This is a genomic window from Pseudomonas sp. JV245A (genome assembly GCF_032424515.1).
GTDB classification, from domain to species: Bacteria; Pseudomonadota; Gammaproteobacteria; order Pseudomonadales; family Pseudomonadaceae; genus Aquipseudomonas; species Aquipseudomonas protegens.
Genome location: NZ_VYKE01000050.1, coordinates 1 through 21,569 on the forward strand (window position 1 = coordinate 1; position 21,569 = coordinate 21,569).

Here is a 21,569-nt window from a genome sequence, read left to right on the forward strand (position 1 = left end):
CGGGTCCTTGTGTTCGGTGGCGGGGACCTGTGGCGTGGTGCGGGTGTTGGCCGGGCGGCACAGGCACTGGAAATTGGCGAAATCATGGTTGCACACAACCCCGGGAGCCGGCCAATCGCGAACCGGCCGGTCGGGTTGTGCTTGAACGGTCGGTTTTTACAGGCCCATGCGTCGTTTCGCCCGGTGCACGGAACTGTCCCGTACCGCCCAGCGCAGCATCGGCGTGCTGCGCTTGACGCTGGCACGAATCAGTTGGCGTTGCAGCGGGTTCTGATTGACCTCGAGCATGGCGCTGGCCCAGTCCGGCAGCAGGTCGATGCCGGCCTGCATCATCAACGAACCGAAGGGTTTGGCCAGGCGGCTGGGGGCTGGGGCAGCCAGCAGCAGGCGCAGGACCTCCCGGCTGCGCTGGTCGCAGAGCAGTTGGGGGCGCATGGCCTGCAGGTAGTCGGCCACGGCGCGTCGCGAGCGCGGCACGTCCCGGGCTCCCAGGCGTTCGGCGATCAGGGCGATCTCTTCGTAGTAGCGATCCTGGTCAGCCCCGGAAAGATGAGGGTTGAGGTAACGCAAGTGCGCGGCAAGAAAGCTGCTGACCTCAGCCACGTGAACCCAGGTCAGCAGATCGGGGTCGCTGGCGGCATAGGGGCGGCCATCTGGGGCGGTGCCGACTATGTGCAAGTGAATGCTGCGTACCTTGTCGATCAGCCATTCGGCGTCCTGGCGGGAGCCGAAGGTGGTGCCGGAGATGAACTGCCCGGTGCGGCGCAGCCGGCCGATCATGTCCTGGCGAAAGTTCGAGTGATCCCAGACGCCGGCCAAGGCCAGAGGATGCAGGGCCTGCATCAACAGGGCGCTGATGCCGCCGATCAGCATGCTGCTGAAGTCGGCGTGCACCTGCCAACTGACGGACCCCGGCCCGAACAGGCCGGGGTCACCTTTGGGATGTTCCAGGTCGAGTTGGCCCAGAGACAGGCCGGACAGGCTCATGACCTGGCTTTCGATGCGGCTGCGAATGAATTCCATGACAGCTCGGTGTGGCTATTTAAAAAAGAAGCGCGGCGGATGCCGCGCCGGTTTCAAACGTTCAGGCGTTTGTCGATCAGGCCGTCCACCACGCTGGGGTCCGCCAGGGTCGAAGTGTCACCCAGGGTATCCAGTTCGTTGCAGGCGATCTTGCGCAGGATACGCCGCATGATCTTGCCCGAGCGAGTTTTCGGCAGGGCCGGAGCCCACTGGATCAGCTCCGGCTTGGCGAAACTGCCGATCTCGCGGCTGACCAGGGCCAGCAGTTCCTTCTTCAGTGCCTCGTCGGGCTCGACGCCCTGCATCGGTGTGACGAAGGCATAGATTCCCTGGCCCTTGAGATCATGGGGGTAACCGACCACCGCCGCTTCGGCGATGCTGTCGTGCAGCACCAGGGCGCTTTCCACTTCGGCGGTGCCGATGCGGTGCCCGGAAACGTTGATCACGTCGTCGATGCGCCCGGTGATCCAGTAGCTGCCATCCTCGTCGCGCCGGGCACCATCACCGGTGAAGTAATAGCCGGGGTAGGGAGCGAAATAGGTTTCGACCATGCGCTTGGGATCGCCATAGACGCTACGGATCTGCGCCGGCCAACTGGCCTTGATTGCCAGGATGCCGCTGCCTGCCCCATGGATTTCCTTGCCCTGGTCGTCCAGCAGCACCGGTTGTACGCCGAACATCGGGGTCGAGGCGCATCCGGGCTTGATCTGCCGGGCGCTGACCAGGGGGCTGAGCATGATGCCGCCGGTTTCGGTCTGCCACCAGGTATCGACAATCGGGCAGCGTTGTTCGCCGACCACGTTGAAATACCACTCCCAGGCTTCCGGGTTGATCGGCTCGCCGACGCTGCCGAGCAAGCGCAGGCTGGCGCGGGAGGTGTTCTGTAGCGGGGCGCTGCCTTCGCGCATCAGGGCACGCAGAGCGGTGGGCGCGGTGTAGAAGATGTTCACCTGATGCTTGTCCACCACCTCCCAGAAACGCGAGGTGCTGGGGTAGTTGGGCACGCCTTCGAAGATCAGCGTGGTCGCGCCGTTGGCCAGGGGGCCGTAGAGGATGTAGCTGTGGCCGGTGACCCAGCCGACGTCGGCGGTGCACCAGAAGACTTCACCGTCGCGGTAGTCCAGCACGTACTTGAAGGTCATGGCGGCCTGTAGCAGGTAGCCGCCGGTGGTGTGCAGCACGCCCTTGGGTTTGCCGGTGCTGCCGGAGGTGTAGAGGATGAACAGCGGGTCTTCGGCGTCCATCGGCTCGGGGGCGCATTGGTTGCTGGCGCCAGCCACGGCCTGTTCATAGGAAATGTCGCGATCTGGCACCCAGTTCACCGGGTTGCGGGTGCGTTCGACCACCAGCACGCTGCTGACATCCGGGCAACTGAGCAGGGCCTTGTCGACGTTGCTCTTCAGCGGAATCAGTTTGCCGCCGCGCACGCCTTCGTCGGCGGTGATCACGGTGCGGCAGTCGGCGTTGAGAATGCGGTCGCGCAGGGCCTCCGGCGAAAAACCGCCGAACACCACCGAATGCACCGCGCCGATCCGGGTGCAGGCGAGCATGGCGTAGGCCACTTCGGGAATCATCGGCATGTAGATGCACACCCGGTCGCCCTTCTTCACGCCACGGCTTTTCAGCACGTTGGCCAGGCGGCAGACCCGGTCGTGGAGTTCCTGGTAAGTGATGCGCTGGGAGTCTGCCGGGTTGTCACCTTCCCAGATGATCGCCGCCTGATTGCCGCGTTTTTCCAGATGACGGTCGATGCAGTTGTAGCTGACGTTGAGTTGGCCACCGCGAAACCAGTTGGCCTCGCCGGTGCGCATGTCGTGGCTGTGGACGCTGTCCCAGGGGCTGCTCCAGTGCAGGAAGCGCCTGGCCTGCTCGGCCCAGAACTGGTCCGGCTGCTCAATGGACTGGCGGTAGAGGTGGTGGTAGTCGTCCTGGCTCATTTGTGCCGCCCGGCGGACGGCATCGGCTTTCGGAAAAGTGCTGATATCGAACATGACGGTTCCTTATTCTTGTTTTGCGACAAGTCATAAGGGTGCGCACAAGTGCCGGGAAGGTTCAAGTGGGGAAGGGCAGGGGCCCGGACAGGAGCCGGTGTGGCCGGCTCCTGGGGTGACAGGGTCGATCAGCCGCGGTGACGGCCGCGGAAGTAGTTGATCAGGCCTTGGGTCGATGCGTCGTCGGCCAGGGTTTCGTCGCTGCCGACCAGGCGGTTGTAGACGCCTTTGCCCAGCTCCTTGCCCAGCTCCACGCCCCACTGGTCGAAGGCGTTGATGCCCCAGACCACGCTTTGCACGAAGACCTTGTGTTCATACAGCGCCACCAGTGCGCCAAGGCGCCGCGGGCTGATGCGCTCCACCACCAGGGTGTTGCTCGGACGGTTGCCGGGAATCACCTTGTGCGGTGCCAGCTTCGCGATTTCGGCTTCGCTCAGGCCTTTCTCGCGCAGTTCGCTCTCGGCTTCGGCGCGGGTCTTGCCCAGCATTAGTGCCTGGCTCTGGGACAGGCAGTTGGCGTACAGCCATTGATGGTGGTCGGCCACCGGGTTGAAGCTGACGATCGGCACGATGAAGTCGGCCGGAATCAATTGGGTGCCCTGGTGCAGCAACTGGTGGTAGGCATGCTGGCCGTTGCAGCCCACGCCGCCCCAGATCACCGGGCCGGTATCGGTGGCCACCGGGGTGCCGTCTTGGCGCACGCTCTTGCCGTTGGATTCCATGTCCAATTGTTGCAAGTGCTTGGTGATGTTGCGCAGGTAGTGGTCGTACGGCAGGATCGCGTGGCTCTGCGCGCCCCAGAAATTGCCGTACCACACGCCCAGCAGCGCCAGCAGCACCGGCATGTTCTGTTCGAATGGGGCGCTCTGGAAATGCTGGTCCATGGTGTAGGCACCGGACAGCAGCTCCTTGAAGTTGGACATGCCGATGGCCAGGGCGATCGGCAGGCCGATGGCGGACCACAGCGAGTAGCGCCCGCCGACCCAGTCCCACATCGGGAAGATGTTCTCTTCGCGAATGCCGAAGGCCACTGCCGCCGCATTGTTGCTCGACACGGCGATGAAGTGGCGGTGCAGTTCGGCCTCCGAGCCGCCCTGGGCCAGGTACCAGGCCCGTGCTGCCTGGGCGTTCTTCAGGGTTTCGAGGGTATTGAAAGACTTGGAGGAAACGATGAATAGCGTAGTTTCTGCCCGGATTTTCGCAGAAAGCTCATGGAATTCGCTGCCATCGATGTTCGCCAGGTAATGGCAGCGCACGCCTTTCTGGGCGTAGGACAACAGCGCTTCGGAAACCAGCTCCGGGCCGAGGAAGGAGCCGCCGATGCCGATGTTCACCACGTCGGTGATGGGCTTCTCGGTGTAGCCGCGCCACAGGCCGTCGTGGATGCGGCCCACCAGCTCGGTGATCTGGTTCAGTACCTTGTGCACTTCGGGCATCACGTTGACACCGTTCACCGACAGCTTGTCGCCCACCGGGCGGCGCAGTGCGGTGTGCAAGGCCGGGCGGCCTTCGGAAGCGTTGACCAGTTCGCCGGTGATCATGGACTTGATGGCGTCTGAGAGGCCGACTTCCTTGGCCAGGTTCACCAGCAGGTCGCGGGTTTCGCTGGTGATCAGGTTCTTCGAATAGTCGAGAAACAGCCCGCAGCTGCTCAGGGTGAATTGGCTGAAGCGCTGCGGATCGGCATTGAACGCCTCGCGCATGCTGAAATCCTGCATGGCTTGGCGGTGGTCTTTCAACGCTTGCCAGGCGGGCAGAGCGGTAACGTCATGAGGAGTGCGGTAGTACGCCATCGCTGCGGTTTTCCTTTTGCTTGAACTGCCTTTTGGACACTGAAAAGCCCGGAACGTCCTGCGCGGTCTCAAGGACCCGTTGGGCCGGCCCTGTGCTGATACGTTTAATCACTCGGGGGGATAACAGTAACCCCGGCGTGCTGTTCTGTCTTGGCTTTGTCCGACTGGTGGCCAGTACTATTTTGTACTCAGCGGGCCTGCCTGGTCTGGATTCGGGCTTTCAATGGGTAGAAATAGGGGGAAGCGTCAGGCGACCTGATCCGCAATCGCAGGGCTGGTAAGGCTCTGCTCATTGCCAGGGGCCATGTGCAGCATGCGCGGCTTGAAACCGAGCAGTTCGGCTTCACTGCAGGGAGCATAGGTACAGAGGGTCGCTCGATCACCGACCTTGGCCTTGAACATGATGGTGTACATGGGGTGTTCCCTGGGGCAGATCCTTGAACGGGGCCCGCAGTCATGGGCTGCAGGCCCCAGCCGGCGGCAGTTTGCCCGAAGGTTGGAGTTCGGGCAATCGGGCGTTCATGCCGGTGTGTCGAGGTCCAGGTGCAGGTTGTCGATCAACCGTGTCGCGCCCAGATAGGCTGCCACAAGAATCACCAGTTCACGGTCTTGCGCGGTGGCTGGACGCAGGTTCTGTGCCTGGCGGATTTCCAGGTAGTCACGGCGCAGACCGGCGGCTTCAAGCTGCTGCTGTTGTTCGGCCACAAGCTTGGGATAGTCGCGTTCGCCGTTCCTGATGGCCTGGGCAATCTGGCTCAGGCTGCGGTACAGCACCGGGGCGATAGCGCGCTGCTCTTCGCTCAGGTAGCCGTTGCGCGACGACAGGGCGAGGCCGTCGGCGGCACGTACCGTTGGCTCACCGATGATCTGGATCGGCATGTTCAGGTCGTGCACCAGGGCCCGAATCACTGCCAACTGCTGGTAGTCCTTCTGGCCAAACACCGCGAGATCGGGCTGGACCATGTTGAACAGCTTGCTGACCACTGTAGCCACGCCTTCGAAATGCCCGGGACGGCTGGCGCCGCACAGGCCTTCGGACAGCTGGGGAACGCTGACCCGGGTCTGCCCGGCCATGCCGTCGGGGTACATTTCTTCGACGCTGGGGGCAAACAGCAGGTGGCAACCGGCTTCCAGCAATTTTTCCTGGTCGGCGGCGAGGGTGCGTGGGTACTTGTCCAGGTCTTCGCCGGCACCGAACTGCAGTGGGTTGACGAAGATGCTGGCGACCACGAAGTCCACCCGCTGGGCGGCTTTGGCCACCAGGGCGGCGTGGCCACTGTGCAGGTTGCCCATGGTGGGCACGAAGCCGATCCGCTTGCCCTCACTGCGCGCGCGGGCGACCGCGGCGCGCAATTCGCGCACGGTTTTGACTGTATTCATGCAGAGAACCCGTGTTCGGCGCCAGGGAAGGTGACGGCTTTGACTTCTTCGACATAGGCGCTCAAGGCGGCCTGGATACTGTCCTTGCCTGCCATGAAGTTCTTCACGAACTTCGGCGAGCGGCCGCTGAGGGACAGCCCCAGCATGTCGTGGAGCACCAGGACCTGGCCGTCGGTAGCATTGCCGGCACCGATACCTATTACCGGGATCTTCACCGCCTGGGTGATTTCCGCCGCCAGCTCGCTGGGCACGCACTCCAGCAGCAGCATTGCCGCGCCGGCCTGCTCCAGGGCGATGGCATCGGCACGCATCTGCCGTGCCTGGCTTTCATTGCGGCCCTGGACCTTGTAGCCGCCCAGAACGTTCACGGTCTGTGGCGTCAGCCCCATGTGCACGCAGACCGGCACTCCACGCTCGTTCAGCAGGCGCACCGGCTCGGCCAGCCAGGCTGCGCCTTCGATCTTGAGCATATGGGCGCCGGCCTGCATCAGCTGGGCCGAGCTGCTCAGGGCCTGTTCAGTGGTGGCGTAGGACATGAATGGCAGGTCGGCCAGGATCAGTGCCCCGTTGTTGCCGCGCTTGACCGCCGCGACGTGATAGGCCATGTCAGCGGTGCTGACGGGCAGTGTGCTGTCGTGTCCTTGCAGCACCATGCCCAGGGAGTCGCCTACCAGCAGGACTTCGACGCCTGCCTCGCAGCAGGTGTGGGCGAAGGTGGCGTCGTAGCAGGTCAGCATGGTGATTTTCTCACCTTTCTGCTTGAGGCTTTGCAGGGTGGTCAGAGTGATATCTGGCATGAAAGGGGTCCTCATTTCAGGCGCTTTGGAAACTACTGCGAGTAACGCGCGTGATTCTTCGTTATTCAGGCGCACGGTCTTTTGTCGTGCTTATACAGCCTGGTTCCAAGCGATTTGAACGGGCTTGCGGGAGTCGCGCCTGTGGCGTCGGGCCCATCATTCTGTGCCCAGAAGAGGTGCCATGCCAGCGGGTGCCACCGCCGTTGCACAACTGCCCCTGCCTGGCGTTTCCCGGGCTCGCCGCGAACCGGCCTCACTTGAATTGCGCCCTTTAGCGCCGTGATGGCGGCAACGGGACGCCTATAGTCGTGAGGAGAACTCGGGAAGTCAATTAGATGTGTTACCGCATTGTTACGCTGCCAGTGTTACCGCCGTTACTGATGCGTTTCAGCGGTCAGGCCAGGCGTTCCAGGCCGACAAATGGGCAGGCAGCGAGCAGTTCGTGCAGGGTGCGGCCGTCAGCCAGTTGCAGGTCGGCAGGGGCCAGTTCCGCCAACGGGTAGAGCACGAAGGGGCGCGCCTGCATGTGGTAATGGGGGACTTTGAGGCGGGGTTCGTCGATCAGTCGATCGCCGAACAACAGGATGTCCAGATCCAGGGTACGTGGGCCCCAGCGCTCATTTCGCTCGCGGCCTTGCTGGTTTTCGATGGCCTGCAAGGCGTCCAGCAGGGCTAGCGGCGCCAGCGCGCTGTCCAGCGCCGCGACGGCGTTGGTATAGCGTGGCTGGCCTGGGAGCAATGAGTCGCTCTGGTAGAAGGCCGATACGCCGTGCAGGCGGCTTTCGGGCAACTGCGCGAGGGCCTCGGTGGCACTGCGCAGTTGTGCTTCAGGGGCTGCCAGATTGCTGCCCATGCCGATATAGATGCGTTCCATCTATTACTCGCCCGATGCGCCGCTGCTGCGCTTGCGCTTGGCACCGCTGCTGCGTCGGCGCTTGCGTGGCGCGCCACTGGCGTCTTCCTTGCCGCTGAGGTCGCGGATCATGTCGCGGCGTTCGGCGTCATTGGCGTCCTGATAGTCGGTCCACCATTCTCCCAGGCCATCGGTCTGCTCGCCGGCGCTTTCGCGCAGCAGCAGGAAGTCGTAGCCGGCGCGGAAGCGCGGATTGTCCAGCAACTGGTCGGCGCGCTTGCCGCTGCGCCGTGGCAGGCGTTCCTGCATATCCCAGATTTCGCGGATCGGCATGGTGAAACGCTTGGGAATAGCGATGCGCTGGCACTGTTCGGCGATCAGCTCGTGGGCGGCTTCCTGCATGGCCGGAATCGGCGGCATGCCACGCTCCTGCAGGCGCAGCACCCGGGCCGGCAGGGCTGGCCAGAGCAGGGCTGCGAACAGGAAGGCTGGGGTCACCGGCTTGTTCTGCTTGATCCGCAGGTCGGTGTTGACCAAGGCTTCGCTGATCAGCGTATGGGTGTAGGTCGGGTTGTACTCCAGGGCTTCGGCGCTGGCCGGGAACAACGGGTCGAACAGTTGCAGGTCCACCAGCATTTCGAAGGTGTCCGCCGCGTAGCCGGAGAGGAACAGCTTGAGCACTTCTTCGAACAGGCGCGCCGAGGGGATTTCCCGCAGCATCGGTGCCAGTTCGCGAATGGGCGCGGCGGTGTGTTTCTCGATGCCGAAGTTCAGTTTTGCTGCAAAGCGTACTGCCCGAAGCATACGTACCGGGTCTTCCTGATAACGCTGGCGAGGATCGCCGATCAGGCGGATCAGGTTGTTGCGAATGTCGTGTACGCCATTGGCGTAATCGAGAATGCGTTCGCTGACCGGATCGTAGTACAGGGCATTGATGGTGAAGTCGCGACGTTGCGCGTCCTCTTCCAGGGTGCCATAGACGTTGTCCCGCAGGATCCGCCCGCTTTCGTTACGCGATGACTGGTTACTGTCCTCGTCGTCTTCGTTTTGCGGGTGATTGGCGCGGAAAGTCGCAACTTCGATGATTTCGCGACCGAAGTGGATGTGCACCAGCTTGAAACGCCGGCCAATGATGCGCGCGTTACGGAACTCGGCCTTGACCTGTTCCGGCGTGGCGCTGGTGGCGACGTCGAAGTCCTTGGGGGTGATATTGAGCAGCATGTCGCGCACGCAGCCACCCACCAGGTAGGCCTGGTAGCCGGCGTTCTGCAGGCGTTCGACGATATTCACCGCATACCGGCTGAACTGGGCACGTTGCAGCGAATGCTGGCTGCTATTGAGCACTTCAGGCGTGCTGCGTTTATGTTGCGTACGACGCAAGGGAGAACGGAATGACTGGAACAGCTTCTTCAGCATGGGATGCACTGTTTGAAGGAATATTCGGCCAAAACGAAGAGTGGCCGCATGATGGGCGGGGATTCTAGCATTTAGTCGAAGGATGGTGTAGGAAGCTGCCGCGACTTGTACAGGCTGGCGCTGAGCTGCGGTTTGGCGAGGTTGGATGTGGGGCGGGGGAGTGAAAACACGAATTCCGGAAACCACAAGGGGAGCCGAAGCTCCCCCAGAATAGTTGCGTGCTCTATTTTTATTATTGGTTTCGGGCTTCTTGTTTTTGTTAAACGCCCTTGTCATCTGGTTTACCCAGGATGACCCTCCCAATCGGGAGCCAAGAGCAAACGGATTGCTTTGATCGCTGAGTTGCAATGACCTTTCGATCCAACCAGTTCAGGCTCTGCCTTAGGGCAGTTTTTGTTGTTCTCGGCCTGGTTGTGGGGCAAGCCCCAAATACAACGCCTCTCCAAAAGAATCAGTTAGCTGCGCCTCCGCCGTGTTGTTTTTATTATGCGTGAGTCGATTCGTCTTATTTTTATTGTCTTGTGCATTGCTTGTTATTGTTCTTGTACCAAACATATAGCAGGTGCCGTGCCAACTTTTGCGATCCCCAGTAAAACAAGGGGTTAGGCGTGCCGTTGGGTGTTTTTCAGGGCAAAAAAAACCGGGGCTTCGTTACCTTTAGCCCCGGTTCCTGTTACGTGCGATGGAGCAGGTAACAGTTTTTTTCACAAAAGCGAGTGTTACCCGCGATTTCGTCAGCCGTAGTTCAGCTTTCGCTGGCGACTCCACTCTTGCGCCGTGGGATGCCCAGGCGCTGACGACGTTCCCACAGGCACTTGCGGCTGACGCCCAGTTTGCGTGCCAGCTCGGTCTCGGTCATGTGGTCCTGGTGTTCGAGGACGAAGTGCTGGAAGTAGTCCTCCAGAGACAGGTCTTCGGTCGGTTCGTGGCTGGTGTTACCCGCTTGTGGGGGCAGGCCGACGAAGTCGTCGTCTTCCAGGTCGCTCAGTTCGATGTCGATGCCCAGCAGGTCGGCCGAGATTTCCGGGCTTTCGCACAGAATGACCGCACGCTCGACAGCGTTCTCCAGTTCGCGCACGTTCCCCGGCCAGGAGTAATGGCGGATGGCCTGTTCTGCATCGGCGGCGAACTTAAGGTCCGTGCGGCCGACGCGTGCGCTCTGGCGGGCCAGAAAGGCATTGGCAATTTCATTGACGTCTGCACCGCGCTCACGCAGGGCCGGCAGTTTCAGGGCAATCACGTGCAGGCGGTAGTACAGGTCTTCACGGAACTGGCCTATTTTCGACAGGCTTTTCAGGTCGCGGTGAGTGGCTGCAATCAGGCGCACATCGACTTTCTGTGACTGTACCGAGCCGACACGGCGGATTTCGCCTTCCTGCAGTACTCGCAGCAATCGCGCCTGCGCCTCCAGCGGTAGCTCGCCAATCTCGTCGAGGAACAGGGTGCCGCCGTCCGCAGCTTCTACCAGGCCGGCACGGCCGGCGCTGGCACCGGTGAACGCGCCTTTCTCGTGGCCGAACAGTTCGGACTCGATCAGGGTTTCCGGAATGGCTGCGCAGTTCACCGAAATCATCGGTGCCTTGGCACGTTTGGACAGGTTGTGCAGGGCCCGGGCCACCAGTTCCTTGCCGGTACCGGATTCACCCTGAATCAGTACATTGGAGTCAGTGGGCGCCACTTTGCGGATCTTGCTGTACAGATCCTGCATGGGAGCGCAGGAACCGATGATGCCGATTTCGCCATTGTTGTTGCCCGCACCGGCCCGCTCCGCAGTGGTGCCAGCCTTGGCGGCCGGACGGTCTGGCGGGGCATTTTCGGCGCTTTGCCGATCCCGCAGGATCCGCGCCACGGCCTGGAGCATTTCATCGTGATCGAACGGCTTGGCGATGTAGTCCACCGCGCCCATTTTCATCGAGTCCACGGCTGAGCGCAGGCTGGCGTAGCTGGTCATGATCAGCACCGGAGTGCCCTGGCCGAGCTTGATCAATTCGGTGCCCGGGGCGCCTGGCAGGCGCAAGTCACTGACGATCAGATCGAAAGTGGGAATGCTGAAGCGTTCCTGTGCCTCCTGCACTGAGCCGGCTTCGCTGACCTGGTACTGGTTGCGTTCCAGCAGGCGGCGCAGGGCGGAGCGGATAATGGTTTCGTCTTCGACGATCAGAATATGCGGCATTGATTCAATTCTCTCGACGGTCTCAGTTCACAGCGGACGTCGCTTCGACATGACGCGGTAAAGTCACCCGGATACGGGTGCCGCGTTGGCTTTGAGGATCGGCCGGGCTGTCGATGGTGATTTGTCCATAATGCTCTTCAACGATGGAATAGACCAGTGCAAGGCCCAGACCGGTGCCTTCCCCAGGGTCCTTGGTGGTGAAAAACGGTTCGAACAATCGGTCCATGATGTTCTTCGGAATGCCGCTGCCTTCGTCCTCCACGATCAGGTCGACCGTGTGCTCGAAAGCCTCGCTCTTGACGCGTACCGCGCTGCCAGGAGGGGAGGCGTCGCGGGCGTTGGAAAGGAGGTTGATCAGTACCTGGGCAAGGCGCTGGGGATCACCGTCGACCCAGTGGTCGGGATCGCACAGGTTGAAGAACTGCACCTCGAAATTGCGCCGGTTCAACGCCAGCAGGCCAATGGCGTCCTGGGCCACTTCGGCCAGGCACACCGCCTCGTCGTTGTGCTGATGGCTGCCGGCGTGGGCGAAGCTCATCAGCGACTGGACGATACGCGAGATGCGTTTGGTCTGTTCGAGGATCTGCTCGCTGATTTCCGTCAGTTCGCCGTCCTCTTCCCGTTCTTCGCGCAGGTTCTGCGCCAGGCAGGCGATGCCGGTAATCGGGTTGCCGATCTCATGGGCCACCCCGGCCGCCAGGCGCCCGATGCTGGCCAGGCGTTCGGAGTGCACCAGCTTGTCTTCCAGGGTCTGGGTTTCGGTCAGGTCTTCCACCAGCAGTACCAGGCCGCTGTTGCCCGGGGCCAGAGGCTCATCGATGGCGGCCTTGTGCAGGTTCAGCCAGCGGGTCTGGCCATCGAGGGCCAGGTGCTGTTTGTGCAAGTGTTCGTCCGGCAGGTTGATAAAGCCCTGCAGCAGGTCCTTCCACGGGTTGGTAATGGTGCTCAGGCGTGAGCCCACCACGTGCTGGGCTGGTATGCCTGTGAGCTCCTCCATGGCCTTGTTCCACATGAGGATCTCCTGGTCCTTGGCCAGGGAGCAGACTCCCATCGGCAGCTCTTGCAGGGTTTGCCGGTGATAGCGGCGCAGGGCATCGAGCTCGGCGGCCAGGCCGGTGAGGCGTGAGTGGTAGTCCTCCAGCCGGCTTTCGATGAAGTGGATGTCCTCGGTGACGTAGTTTTCTCCACCGGCCTTGTAGGGCAGGAAGGTTTCCACCATGTCCTGGGCGACGCTGGGGCCCATCAACCCGGACAGGTTGGCTTCGATGCGGTCGCGCAGGCGCCGCAGGGCGTAAGGTCGGCGTTCGTCAAAGGGCAGATACAGATCACGCAGGGCCTGCTCCACTTCCTTCTGGGCTGCCTTGGCCCCCAGCGGCTTGGCCAGTTGGGTGGCGAACTCCTGGGGCGAGGCGGCGTGCAGTTCCCGGCGCTGCGGACGGCGCACGTTGTCCACGGCACAGGCTTCGGCGGCGCTGGCCTCCTCGGTGCTGGCATTGGTGAACAGCGAGATCAGGGTGAACATCAGGACGTTGGCCGCCAGCGAGGCGATGGCCGCCATATGCCAACTGGTGTCGTCCAGGACGTAGATCATGTTCAGCAGCGGGATGTAGAAACCCTGCAGGTTGCCGATCAACGGCAGCAGCATGGTCACCAGCCACACCAGGATCCCCGCCAGCAGGCCGGCGATGAAGCCCCGGCGGTTGGCGGTCGGCCAGTACAGTACCGACAGCACGCCCGGAAGAAATTGCAGGGTGGCGACGAAGGCCACGATCCCCAGGTTGGCCAGGTCCTGCTCGGCGCCCAGCAGCAGGTAGAAGGCGTAGCCGGCCATGATAATGGCGACGATCAGGGCGCGGCGGGTCCACTTCAGCCAGCGGTAGATGTTGCCCTCCGCCGGCGGCTGGTAGAGCGGCAGCACCAGGTGGTTCAGGGCCATCCCCGAGAGCGCCAGGGTGGTGACGATGATCAGGCCGCTGGCGGCCGACAGCCCGCCCACATAGGCCAGCAGAGCCAGGGCCGGGCTGTTGGCGGCGATGCCGATGCCCAGGGTGAAGTATTCCGGGTTGGTGGTAGCGCCGAGCTTGAGGCCGGCCCAGAGAATCAGCGGCACTGCCAGGCTCATCAGCAGCAGGAACAGCGGCAGCCCCCAACTGGCGCTGACTAGGGCGCGAGGGTTGAGGTTCTCGGTAAAGGTCATGTGGTACATGTGCGGCATGACGATCGCCGAGGCGAAGAACACCAGTAGCAGGGTGCGCCACGGGCCTTCCTGAAGGGGTGTATGCAGTGCGGCAAGGGCAGTCTGGTTCTGCAGCAGCCAGAGTTCCAGTTGTTGCGGGCCGTCGAATACCCCGTACAGCGCGTACAAGCCGACACCGCCAATGGCGATCAGCTTGATCACCGATTCGAAGGCAATGGCGAACACCAGGCCTTCATGTTTTTCCCGGGTGGCGATATGCCGCGAGCCGAAGAAGATCGTGAACAAGGTGATCAGCGCGCAAAAGCTCAGCGCCACCCGATGTTGCACTGGCTCGTGGGTGAGAATGCCAATGGAGTCGGCCACGGCCTGGATCTGCAGCGCCAGTAATGGCAGCACGCCGATCAGCATGAAGATCGTGGTCAGCGCACCGGCCCAGGTACTGCGAAAACGGAAGGCGAACAGGTCGGCCAGGGATGACAGCTGGTAGGTGCGGGTGATTTTCAGGATCGGGTAGAGCAGTACCGGTGCCAGCAGGAAGGCCCCGGAAACCCCCAGGTAACTGGACAGGAAGCCATAGCCGTACTGGTAGGCCAGGCCAACCGTGCCGTAGAACGCCCAGGCACTGGCATAGACCCCGAGTGACAGGGTGTAGGTCAGCGGGTGGCGAATGATCGAGCGGGGGATCATCCCGCGCTCACTGATCCAGGCAACGCCGAACAGCACCGCCAGGTAGGCGGCGCTGATCAGGATCATCTGGGTCAGGCTAAAGCTCATCGGCATCTTTTTGGCTCTGCAGGATGAAGGTCACGACGATCAGAATCAGCCAGAGCAGATACGGGCGATACCAGGCGCCAGTAGCATCGATCCACCAATCCATGATGGCGGGGGAGAACAGATAGATCCCCACTACCAGGAGCAGGACCAAGCGATAGATGTACATCTCGGCCTCTCTTTATTGTGTGCGTGCCCGAAAACGTGCGGCGATGGTAACGGATGGGCGCCAAGCTGCAAGTGGCGTCAGCTTAATTGCGCTTCCGGCACACTCAGTGTGCGTGGAATCAGGGCGGCATCCCAGTGGGCCATGCCCCAGGCCATTATCTGCGCGACGCTGGCGCCATCGAGGTCGGCCGGTGGCTTCTGGCCCAGTGCCCGCAGGGCGCGCAGCAGCAGGGGCGGGGCCTGATCCTCGGTCAGCGGGGGCGAGCGGTAGGACTTGCCCAGTTTGTGCCCGTCCGGCTGGGTGATCAGCGGTACATGCAAGTAGCGGGGCTGGGAAAGGCCCAGCAGTTCCTGCAGGTACAGCTGGCGCGGTGTGGAATCCAGCAGGTCGGCGCCGCGCACGATATCAGTGATGCCTTGCCAGGCATCGTCGAGCACCACGGCCAGTTGGTAAGCGTAGAGACCGTCGCGGCGGCGGATCACGAAGTCCCCCACTTCCCGGCCCAGGTGCTGGCGGTATTCGCCCTGGACCCGGTCGACGAAGCGATACTCCAGTTCGGGTACCCGCAGGCGGATCGCGGCGTCGTCCTGGGCGTGGCCGAGGTTGCGGCACAGTCCCGGGTAAATGCCATGGTAGGGCTCCAGCTGTTTGCGCGAACAGGTGCAGGCATAGGCCAGGCCCTGCTGGAACAGGCGATTGAGGACTTCGCCATAGGCGTCGTGGCGATCGCTCTGGCGGATCATCTGCCCGTCCCATTCGAAGCCGTAGCTTTCCAGAGCCTTGAGAATGGCCGCCTGGGCACCGGGCTCTTCCCGAGGCGGGTCAAGGTCCTCCATGCGCAGCAGCCAGCGGCCGCCGACGGCGCGGGCATCAAGATAGGAGGCAAGCGCGGCAACCAGAGAGCCGAAATGCAGATAGCCGCTGGGAGTGGGGGCGAAGCGCCCGATGTACGAGGAAGAGGTGGAGGCAGTCATGGAGCGGATGTTACTTCGTCTGGCCCCGGGGTGACGATGGTGCCGGGGGATCGCTTTGGCGAGCGGGCTTGCTCTTGCAGGGAAGGCAGAAACGAAAACGGAGCGTGGGTACGCTCCGTTTCAGGTTCCAGCCGGCGATTATTTGCCGACCTGTTTTTCCTTGATTTCCGCCAGTGTCTTGCAGTCGACGCACATGTCGGCGGTTGGGCGGGCTTCCAGCCGGCGGATACCGATCTCGACGCCGCAGGATTCGCACCAGCCGTATTCTTCGTCTTCGATCAGTTGCAGGGTCTTGTCGATCTTCTTGATCAACTTGCGCTCGCGATCGCGGGCCCGCAGTTCGAGGCTGAACTCTTCTTCCTGGCTGGCACGGTCAGCCGGGTCGGGGAAGTTGGCCGCTTCGTCTTTCATGTGATCAACAGTGCGGTCGACTTCCTGCATCAAGTCCTGTTTCCACTTGTTCAGGATCTTGGTGAAGTGCTCGCGCATGGGCTTGCCCATGTACTCTTCGCCCGCAGTTTCAACGTAAGGTTCAAAACCGCTGATCGATTGAATCTGTTGCTTTGCTTGGGTGGGCATGAATGGACCGCCTCTACTCTTGTAATCCATTGCGCAGGATTGCTCCATCTCCGACACTTGCCGGCCCTGCGGCTGCAAGCGGGCGAACTTACCAGATCAAACCAGAGCGCGCTACTCCCGGTTGTCGAGCCTATGTCCTGCTTCGTCCATGGATATGGGAAAAGCCTGACATGGCTTGCTGATCGGTTCGTTCAATCATTGATTTTAGTCAAGTCTGCGGGTTGTGTTGGCGCCAGTTGGCGCAAGCAACAGACCGCTCGGATCTGCCTGGGTTCTCCCGGGCTTGATCAGATGGGTAGAATCGGTCCTTTGCTCCCCCTCGAATCAATGAAGGAAGGCTAATGGCTCAGCCCTACAGTGCGCGTAGTCGCGCTATCGAACCTTTCCATGTCATGGCCTTGCTGGCCCGCGCCAATGAGCTGCAAGCCGCCGGGCATGATGTGATTCACCTGGAAATCGGCGAACCGGACTTCACCACCGCCGAGCCAATCATCAAGGCCGGGCAGGCCGCGCTGAGCGCCGGCAAGACGCGCTACACCGCAGCCCGCGGAATTCCCGAGCTGCGAGGGGCGATTTCCGGCTTTTATCAGCAGCGTTACGGCCTGGACATCGATCCCGAGCGGATCATGATCACCCCCGGAGGTTCCGGTGCCCTGCTGTTGACCAGCAGCCTGTTGGTGGACCCGGGCAAGCACTGGCTGCTGGCGGACCCGGGTTATCCGTGCAACCGGCATTTTCTGCGTCTAGTGGAAGGCGCTGCGCAGTTGGTCCCGGTGGGGCCGGATGTGCGTTACCAACTGACGCCGGACCTGGTGGAGCGCTATTGGGATCAGGACAGCGTGGGCGCCCTGGTGGCCTCGCCGGCGAACCCCACCGGCACGGTCCTGAGCCGGGACGAGTTGGCGGGGTTGTCCACCGCGATCAAGGCTCGCAACGGGCATCTGGTGGTGGACGAGATCTACCATGGCCTGACCTATGGCACCGATGCCGCCAGCGTTCTGGAAGTGGATGACAGCGCTTTCGTCCTGAATAGTTTCTCCAAATATTTCGGCATGACCGGCTGGCGCCTGGGCTGGCTGGTAGCTCCGCCGGCAGCCGTGGGTGAACTGGAAAAGCTGGCACAGAACCTCTATATCAGTGCGCCGAGCATGGCCCAGTATGCTGCGCTGGCTTGCTTCGAGCCGCAGACCTTGGAGATCCTCGAGGAGCGCCGTGCCGAGTTCGGGCGCCGCCGGGATTTCCTGCTGCCAGCCTTGCGTGAGTTGGGCTTCGGCATCGCTGTGGAGCCTGAAGGGGCGTTCTATTTGTACGCGGACATCAGCGCCTTCGGCGGTGATGCCTTCGCCTTTTGCCGGCACTTCCTGGAAACCGAGCACCTGGCCTTTACCCCTGGCCTGGACTTCGGCCGGCATCAGGCTGGCCATCATGTGCGCTTTGCCTATACCCAGAGCCTGGAACGCCTGCAGGAGGCGGTTGAGCGTATCGCCCGTGGCCTGCAGAGCTGGCACGCCTGATGCGCTTCGATCCTCCCCTGGAAGAGGGGCGTCTGCTGCGTCGTTACAAGCGCTTCCTGGCGGACATCGAAACCACCACCGGCGAGCTGTTGACCATCCATTGCCCCAATACCGGCTCGATGCTCAATTGCATGGTCGAGGGCGGGCAGGTGTGGTTCAGCCGCTCCAATGACCCCAAGCGCAAGTTGCCGGGCACCTGGGAAATCAGCGAAACCCCTCAAGGCCGCCTGGCCTGCGTCAACACCGGGCGGGCCAACGGGCTGGTGGAAGAAGCCTTGCGGGCGGGGCTTATCAGCGAGTTGAACGGCTTCACCGGGCTCAAGCGCGAGGTGCCTTACGGGCAAGAGAACAGCCGCATCGATTTTCGCCTGGATTACCCGGACGGTCCGGCGTACGTCGAGGTCAAAAGCGTCACCCTGGGCTTCGATGGCACGCCGGTGGCAGCGTTTCCCGATGCCGTGACCCAGCGCGGCGCCAAGCATCTGCGGGAACTGGCGAGCCTGGCCCGGGAGGGCGTGCGGGCGGTTCAGCTGTATTGCGTCAACCTTTCGGGCATCGACGCGGTGCGGCCGGCGCAGGAGATCGATCCGGGTTACGCCGCTGCCCTGCGCGAAGCCCGCGCGGCGGGGGTTGAGGTGCTGGCCTATGGTGTGTGCCTGACGGCCGAGCAAGTGTGCATCGACCGACGTCTTGAAGTGTTGCTCGGGGATTAGAGGTCCACCCAGATCCCCAGGCTGTCTTCATGGCAGTCGATGCTCTCCAGGAACTGGCCGGCGCAAGGTCCGGCCACGCACTCTCCGCTCTCGATCAGAAACAGGGCGCCATGGGTGGCGCACTGGATCAGGCTGGCGCTGGGGTCGAGGAACTGGTCAGCCTGCCACTCCAGCGCCACTCCCCGGTGCGGGCAGCGATTGGCATAGACATAGGCCCGCTGCTCGCGCCGCACGGCGAACAGCTTCAGCCCCGCGAGCTGGAAGCCCCGGCTGCCGGCTTCGGGCAGATCGTTGCCGGCGCAAAGAAATTTCATGGCTATCCTCTTGGTCCGAAGGCTCTGCGTCCAGGCTGTCACAGTTTCTTTCCGGCTGCAGGATGAAACATGTCGGCGCTTGACGGCTAAATGAAAACAATTATCAAATGGCCGCCCCGCCCGTTACGGGGCGCTTGTTCCTTTCGATGCCCGGCCTGTCCGGCATGTCACATGGACAGCAGCTGCGCGGGCCCCCACTTTAATGAAGGAAATGTTCTTATGCGCCTGAGTGCCTGCGCCATTGCGTTCTGTGCCGGATTGCTGGTGAGCCAGTGGGCCACCGCTGATGAGTTGCCGCAGCGTTGGGTCAGTGCCGGTGGGGCCTTGTCCGAGTGGATAACGGCTCTGGGGGCCGAGTCCAAGCTGGTGGGCGTCGATACCACCAGCCAGCACCCGGAGTCGCTCAAGGCGCTGCCGAGCATCGGCTATCAGCGTCAGTTGTCGGCCGAAGGCATTCTCAGCCTGCGGCCGCAGATTCTGGTGGGTACCGAGGAGATGGGGCCGCCGCCAGTGCTTTCGCAGATCCGCAGTGCCGGGGTCAAGGTCGAACTGTTTTCTGCCAAGGCCGACTTGCCGACCTTGCAAGCTACCCTGCAGCACCTGGGGCTATTGCTGGGCCGAGAAGAGCAGGCCGGGCAACTGTTCCAGGGCTATCAGCAACAACTTGGGCAGCAGCAGGCGTGGGTCGCCCAGGCTCAAGCGCAGCACGCGGCGCCCGGGGTGCTGTTGTTGCTCGGGCATGCCGGCGGCAAACCCCTGATCGCCGGCAAGGACACCGCCGCGAATTGGCTATTGCAACAGGCCGGTGGGCGCAACCTGGCGACTCATACCGGCTATAAGCCATTCTCGGTCGAATCCCTGGCGGGCTTGAATCCGGATGTACTGGTGTTCTCCGATCGCAGCCTGACCGGCGATGCCGCTCGTGCCGCACTGTTCAAGGAGAACCCGGTGCTGGCATCCACACCGGCGGCCAAGGCCGGGCGGGTGGTGGAACTGGACCCGACCTTGCTGGTGGGAGGCCTGGGCCCTCGCTTGCCTGATAGCCTGAAACGCCTCTCCAGCGCCTTTTATCCCCAGGCCAAGCCGGCCCAATGAATCGTCTGGTCAAGCCTCGAACACTGTTTATCGGGCTGGGCGTCCTGTGCCTTGTGGCGATCTGGCTGTCCCTGGCCCTGGGCCCTGTCAGCCTGCCCTTGTTTGATACCTTGCGTGCCGCCTTGCGCCTGCTTGGATTGCCGATCGACGGGCAGGGCCTGGAGCAGGCGGAACTGATCCTGGGACAGATTCGCTTGCCCCGGACTCTGCTCGGTCTTGCGGTGGGCGGAGTTCTGGCGCTGTCCGGGGTCGCCATGCAGGGGCTGTTTCGCAACCCCCTGGCAGACCCGGGGTTGGTGGGGGTTTCCAGTGGTGCAGCATTGGGTGCGGCCATCGCCATTGTTGGCGGCTCGATGTTCGGCGGCCTGCCAGAGGCTGTCGGCCCTTATTTGCTCTCCCTGTGTGCCTTCCTTGGCGGCCTGGGGGTGACGGCGCTGGTGTATCGCCTGGGGCGGCGCAACGGGCAGACCCATGTGGCAACCATGCTGCTGGCGGGGATTGCCCTGACGGCGCTGGCCAGTTCGGCGGTGGGGTTGTTCACCTATCTGGCGGACGACGCCACGTTGCGCACTCTGACTTTCTGGAACCTGGGCAGCCTGAATGGTGCCAGTTACCAGCGCTTGTGGCCCTTGCTGCTGGTGACCGCCGCGGTTGCGCTGTGGCTGCCGCGCCGGGCCAAGGCGTTGAATGCACTGCTGTTGGGCGAGTCCGAGGCCAAGCACCTTGGCATCGATGTCGAAGGTCTCAAGCGCGAGCTGGTGTTCTGCACCGCGCTGGGTGTGGGCGCTGCCGTGGCGGCGGCGGGAATGATCGGTTTTGTCGGCCTGGTGGTGCCGCATCTGGTGCGACTGTTGTCCGGTCCGGATCACCGAACCTTGCTCCCGGCCTCGATCCTGGCCGGAGCCAGCCTGCTGCTGTTGGCTGACCTGGTGGCGCGCCTGGCGCTGGCGCCTGCCGAGTTGCCCATCGGTATCGTCACGGCCTTTATCGGTGCGCCATTCTTTCTGTACCTGTTGTTGCGAGGGCGTGCCTGATGCTGCGAGTCGAGAACCTGCATGTGCGGCGCGGAGGCAAAGACGTCCTGGCTGGCATCGACCTGCAGTTGCTGCCGGGCGAGGTGCTGGGAGTCCTCGGCCCTAATGGTGCAGGTAAAAGCAGCCTCTTGGGGGGCTTGAGTGGTGAACTGGCGGCTCATCAGGGACAGGTGCTGCTGGATGATCAGGAACTGGCTCATTGGTCGGGCGCCGAGCGTGCGCAGCGCCTGGCAGTGCTGCCCCAGGCTTCGAGCCTGGATTTCGCCTTTCGTGTGGAGGAGGTGGTGGCGCTGGGGCGTTTGCCCCATCAGACCGGGCGCGTGCGTGACGAGGAAATCGTCGACGCTGCTTTGAATGCTGCCGATGTGGCGCACCTGTCGGGGCGCAGCTATCTCGCGCTGTCCGGCGGCGAGCGCCAGCGGGTGCATCTGGCGCGGGTCCTGGCGCAACTGTGGCCGGGCCAGCCAGGGCACAACCTGCTGCTGGATGAGCCCACTTCTGCACTCGACCCCTTGCACCAGCACGTCACCTTGCAGGCCATTCGAGCCTTCGCCGACCGCGGCGCGGCGGTGCTGGTCATCCTGCATGACCTGAATCTGGCTGCGCGTTATTGTGACCGGGTCTTGTTGCTTGAAGGCGGCCGCCCGCATTCATTGGGAACACCGACCGCGGTACTGCGGCCTGAGCCCCTGAAGGCGGTGTTCGGCCTGGAAGTTCTGGTGCAGGAGCATCCCGAACGCGGGCACCCGTTGATCATCGCCCGCTGAGGCGAAGCCCGGAGAG

18 protein-coding genes and 1 pseudogene are annotated in these 21,569 nt (G+C 62.7%); 5 read left to right on the plus strand and 14 right to left on the minus strand.

Annotated features, from left to right (window positions below; translation table 11 throughout):
* Positions 1-156: 156 nt before the first annotated feature.
* The 13 genes and pseudogenes from F6S12_RS15655 to dksA all read right to left on the minus strand — a co-directional run bounded on the left by F6S12_RS15655 (position 157) and on the right by dksA (position 16,116).
* Entirely contained in the window at positions 157-1,023 is an 867-nt protein-coding gene (locus F6S12_RS15655) for an oxygenase MpaB family protein (RefSeq protein WP_077934787.1), read from the minus strand.
* 53 nt (positions 1,024-1,076) lie between these two features.
* Positions 1,077-3,014, minus strand: a complete 1,938-nt coding sequence (acs, locus tag F6S12_RS15660) for an acetate--CoA ligase (RefSeq protein WP_011063514.1) — start codon at positions 3,012-3,014, stop codon at positions 1,077-1,079.
* 128 nt (positions 3,015-3,142) lie between these two features.
* On the minus strand, positions 3,143-4,807 hold the full coding sequence (gene pgi / locus F6S12_RS15665) for a glucose-6-phosphate isomerase (protein WP_011063513.1): 1,665 nt from the start codon (positions 4,805-4,807) through the stop codon (positions 3,143-3,145).
* Between the two features lie 246 nt (positions 4,808-5,053).
* Positions 5,054-5,203, minus strand: a pseudogene (locus tag F6S12_RS15670) (aspartate 1-decarboxylase); the annotation flags it as partial.
* A gap of 123 nt (positions 5,204-5,326) precedes the next feature.
* Positions 5,327-6,187 carry a pantoate--beta-alanine ligase gene (gene panC / locus F6S12_RS15675; protein WP_041119923.1) on the minus strand — a complete coding sequence of 287 codons (861 nt, stop codon included), beginning with the start codon at positions 6,185-6,187 and terminating at the stop codon, positions 5,327-5,329.
* Entirely contained in the window at positions 6,184-6,984 is an 801-nt protein-coding gene (panB, locus tag F6S12_RS15680) for a 3-methyl-2-oxobutanoate hydroxymethyltransferase (protein ID WP_011063511.1), read from the minus strand. The genes panC and panB overlap by 4 nt, the downstream gene beginning before the upstream one ends.
* A gap of 394 nt (positions 6,985-7,378) precedes the next feature.
* Positions 7,379-7,858: a 2-amino-4-hydroxy-6-hydroxymethyldihydropteridine diphosphokinase gene (folK, locus tag F6S12_RS15685; RefSeq protein WP_015637060.1), complete on the minus strand. Its 480-nt coding sequence runs from the start codon at positions 7,856-7,858 to the stop codon at positions 7,379-7,381.
* A gap of 3 nt (positions 7,859-7,861) precedes the next feature.
* The gene (locus F6S12_RS15690; RefSeq protein ID WP_011063509.1) at positions 7,862-9,253 is read right to left on the minus strand and encodes a polynucleotide adenylyltransferase PcnB; all 1,392 of its coding nucleotides are present in this window, start codon (positions 9,251-9,253) and stop codon (positions 7,862-7,864) included.
* 745 nt (positions 9,254-9,998) lie between these two features.
* Positions 9,999-11,426 carry a sigma-54 dependent transcriptional regulator gene (locus F6S12_RS15695; protein ID WP_315869060.1) on the minus strand — a complete coding sequence of 476 codons (1,428 nt, stop codon included), beginning with the start codon at positions 11,424-11,426 and terminating at the stop codon, positions 9,999-10,001.
* A gap of 22 nt (positions 11,427-11,448) precedes the next feature.
* Positions 11,449-14,403: a sensor histidine kinase gene (locus F6S12_RS15700; protein ID WP_011063507.1), complete on the minus strand. Its 2,955-nt coding sequence runs from the start codon at positions 14,401-14,403 to the stop codon at positions 11,449-11,451.
* A complete protein-coding gene (locus F6S12_RS15705) occupies positions 14,387-14,563 on the minus strand; it encodes a hypothetical protein (protein WP_003176118.1) in 177 nt (58 codons plus the stop codon). The genes F6S12_RS15700 and F6S12_RS15705 overlap by 17 nt, the downstream gene beginning before the upstream one ends.
* Before the next feature lie 77 nt (positions 14,564-14,640).
* On the minus strand, positions 14,641-15,537 hold the full coding sequence (gene gluQRS / locus F6S12_RS15710) for a tRNA glutamyl-Q(34) synthetase GluQRS (protein WP_011063505.1): 897 nt from the start codon (positions 15,535-15,537) through the stop codon (positions 14,641-14,643).
* A 138-nt stretch (positions 15,538-15,675) separates the two neighbouring features.
* Entirely contained in the window at positions 15,676-16,116 is a 441-nt protein-coding gene (gene dksA / locus F6S12_RS15715) for an RNA polymerase-binding protein DksA (RefSeq protein ID WP_011063504.1), read from the minus strand.
* A gap of 341 nt (positions 16,117-16,457) precedes the next feature.
* Here dksA and F6S12_RS15720 point away from each other — a divergent pair, with 341 nt between their 5' ends.
* Positions 16,458-17,630 carry a pyridoxal phosphate-dependent aminotransferase gene (locus tag F6S12_RS15720; protein ID WP_011063503.1) on the plus strand — a complete coding sequence of 391 codons (1,173 nt, stop codon included), beginning with the start codon at positions 16,458-16,460 and terminating at the stop codon, positions 17,628-17,630.
* Positions 17,630-18,343 carry a DNA/RNA nuclease SfsA gene (gene sfsA, locus F6S12_RS15725; protein ID WP_015637057.1) on the plus strand — a complete coding sequence of 238 codons (714 nt, stop codon included), beginning with the start codon at positions 17,630-17,632 and terminating at the stop codon, positions 18,341-18,343. Before F6S12_RS15720 ends, sfsA begins: the two co-directional genes overlap by 1 nt.
* On the opposite strand, the gene F6S12_RS15730 is transcribed toward sfsA, so the two are convergent.
* Positions 18,340-18,657, minus strand: coding sequence for a Rieske (2Fe-2S) protein (locus F6S12_RS15730; RefSeq protein ID WP_041119915.1), 318 nt, complete (start codon positions 18,655-18,657; stop codon positions 18,340-18,342). The two genes, sfsA and F6S12_RS15730, sit on opposite strands and share 4 nt — an antisense overlap.
* Before the next feature lie 219 nt (positions 18,658-18,876).
* Here F6S12_RS15730 and F6S12_RS15735 point away from each other — a divergent pair, with 219 nt between their 5' ends.
* From F6S12_RS15735 to F6S12_RS15745, 3 genes are read left to right on the plus strand one after another with little or no spacing between them, the layout of a single operon-like run.
* Entirely contained in the window at positions 18,877-19,752 is an 876-nt protein-coding gene (locus tag F6S12_RS15735) for a hemin ABC transporter substrate-binding protein (protein ID WP_041119913.1), read from the plus strand.
* On the plus strand, positions 19,749-20,786 hold the full coding sequence (locus F6S12_RS15740) for a FecCD family ABC transporter permease (protein WP_019092860.1): 1,038 nt from the start codon (positions 19,749-19,751) through the stop codon (positions 20,784-20,786). Before F6S12_RS15735 ends, F6S12_RS15740 begins: the two co-directional genes overlap by 4 nt.
* Entirely contained in the window at positions 20,786-21,553 is a 768-nt protein-coding gene (locus F6S12_RS15745) for a heme ABC transporter ATP-binding protein (protein ID WP_072445072.1), read from the plus strand. The genes F6S12_RS15740 and F6S12_RS15745 overlap by 1 nt, the downstream gene beginning before the upstream one ends.
* Positions 21,554-21,569: the final 16 nt, after the last annotated feature.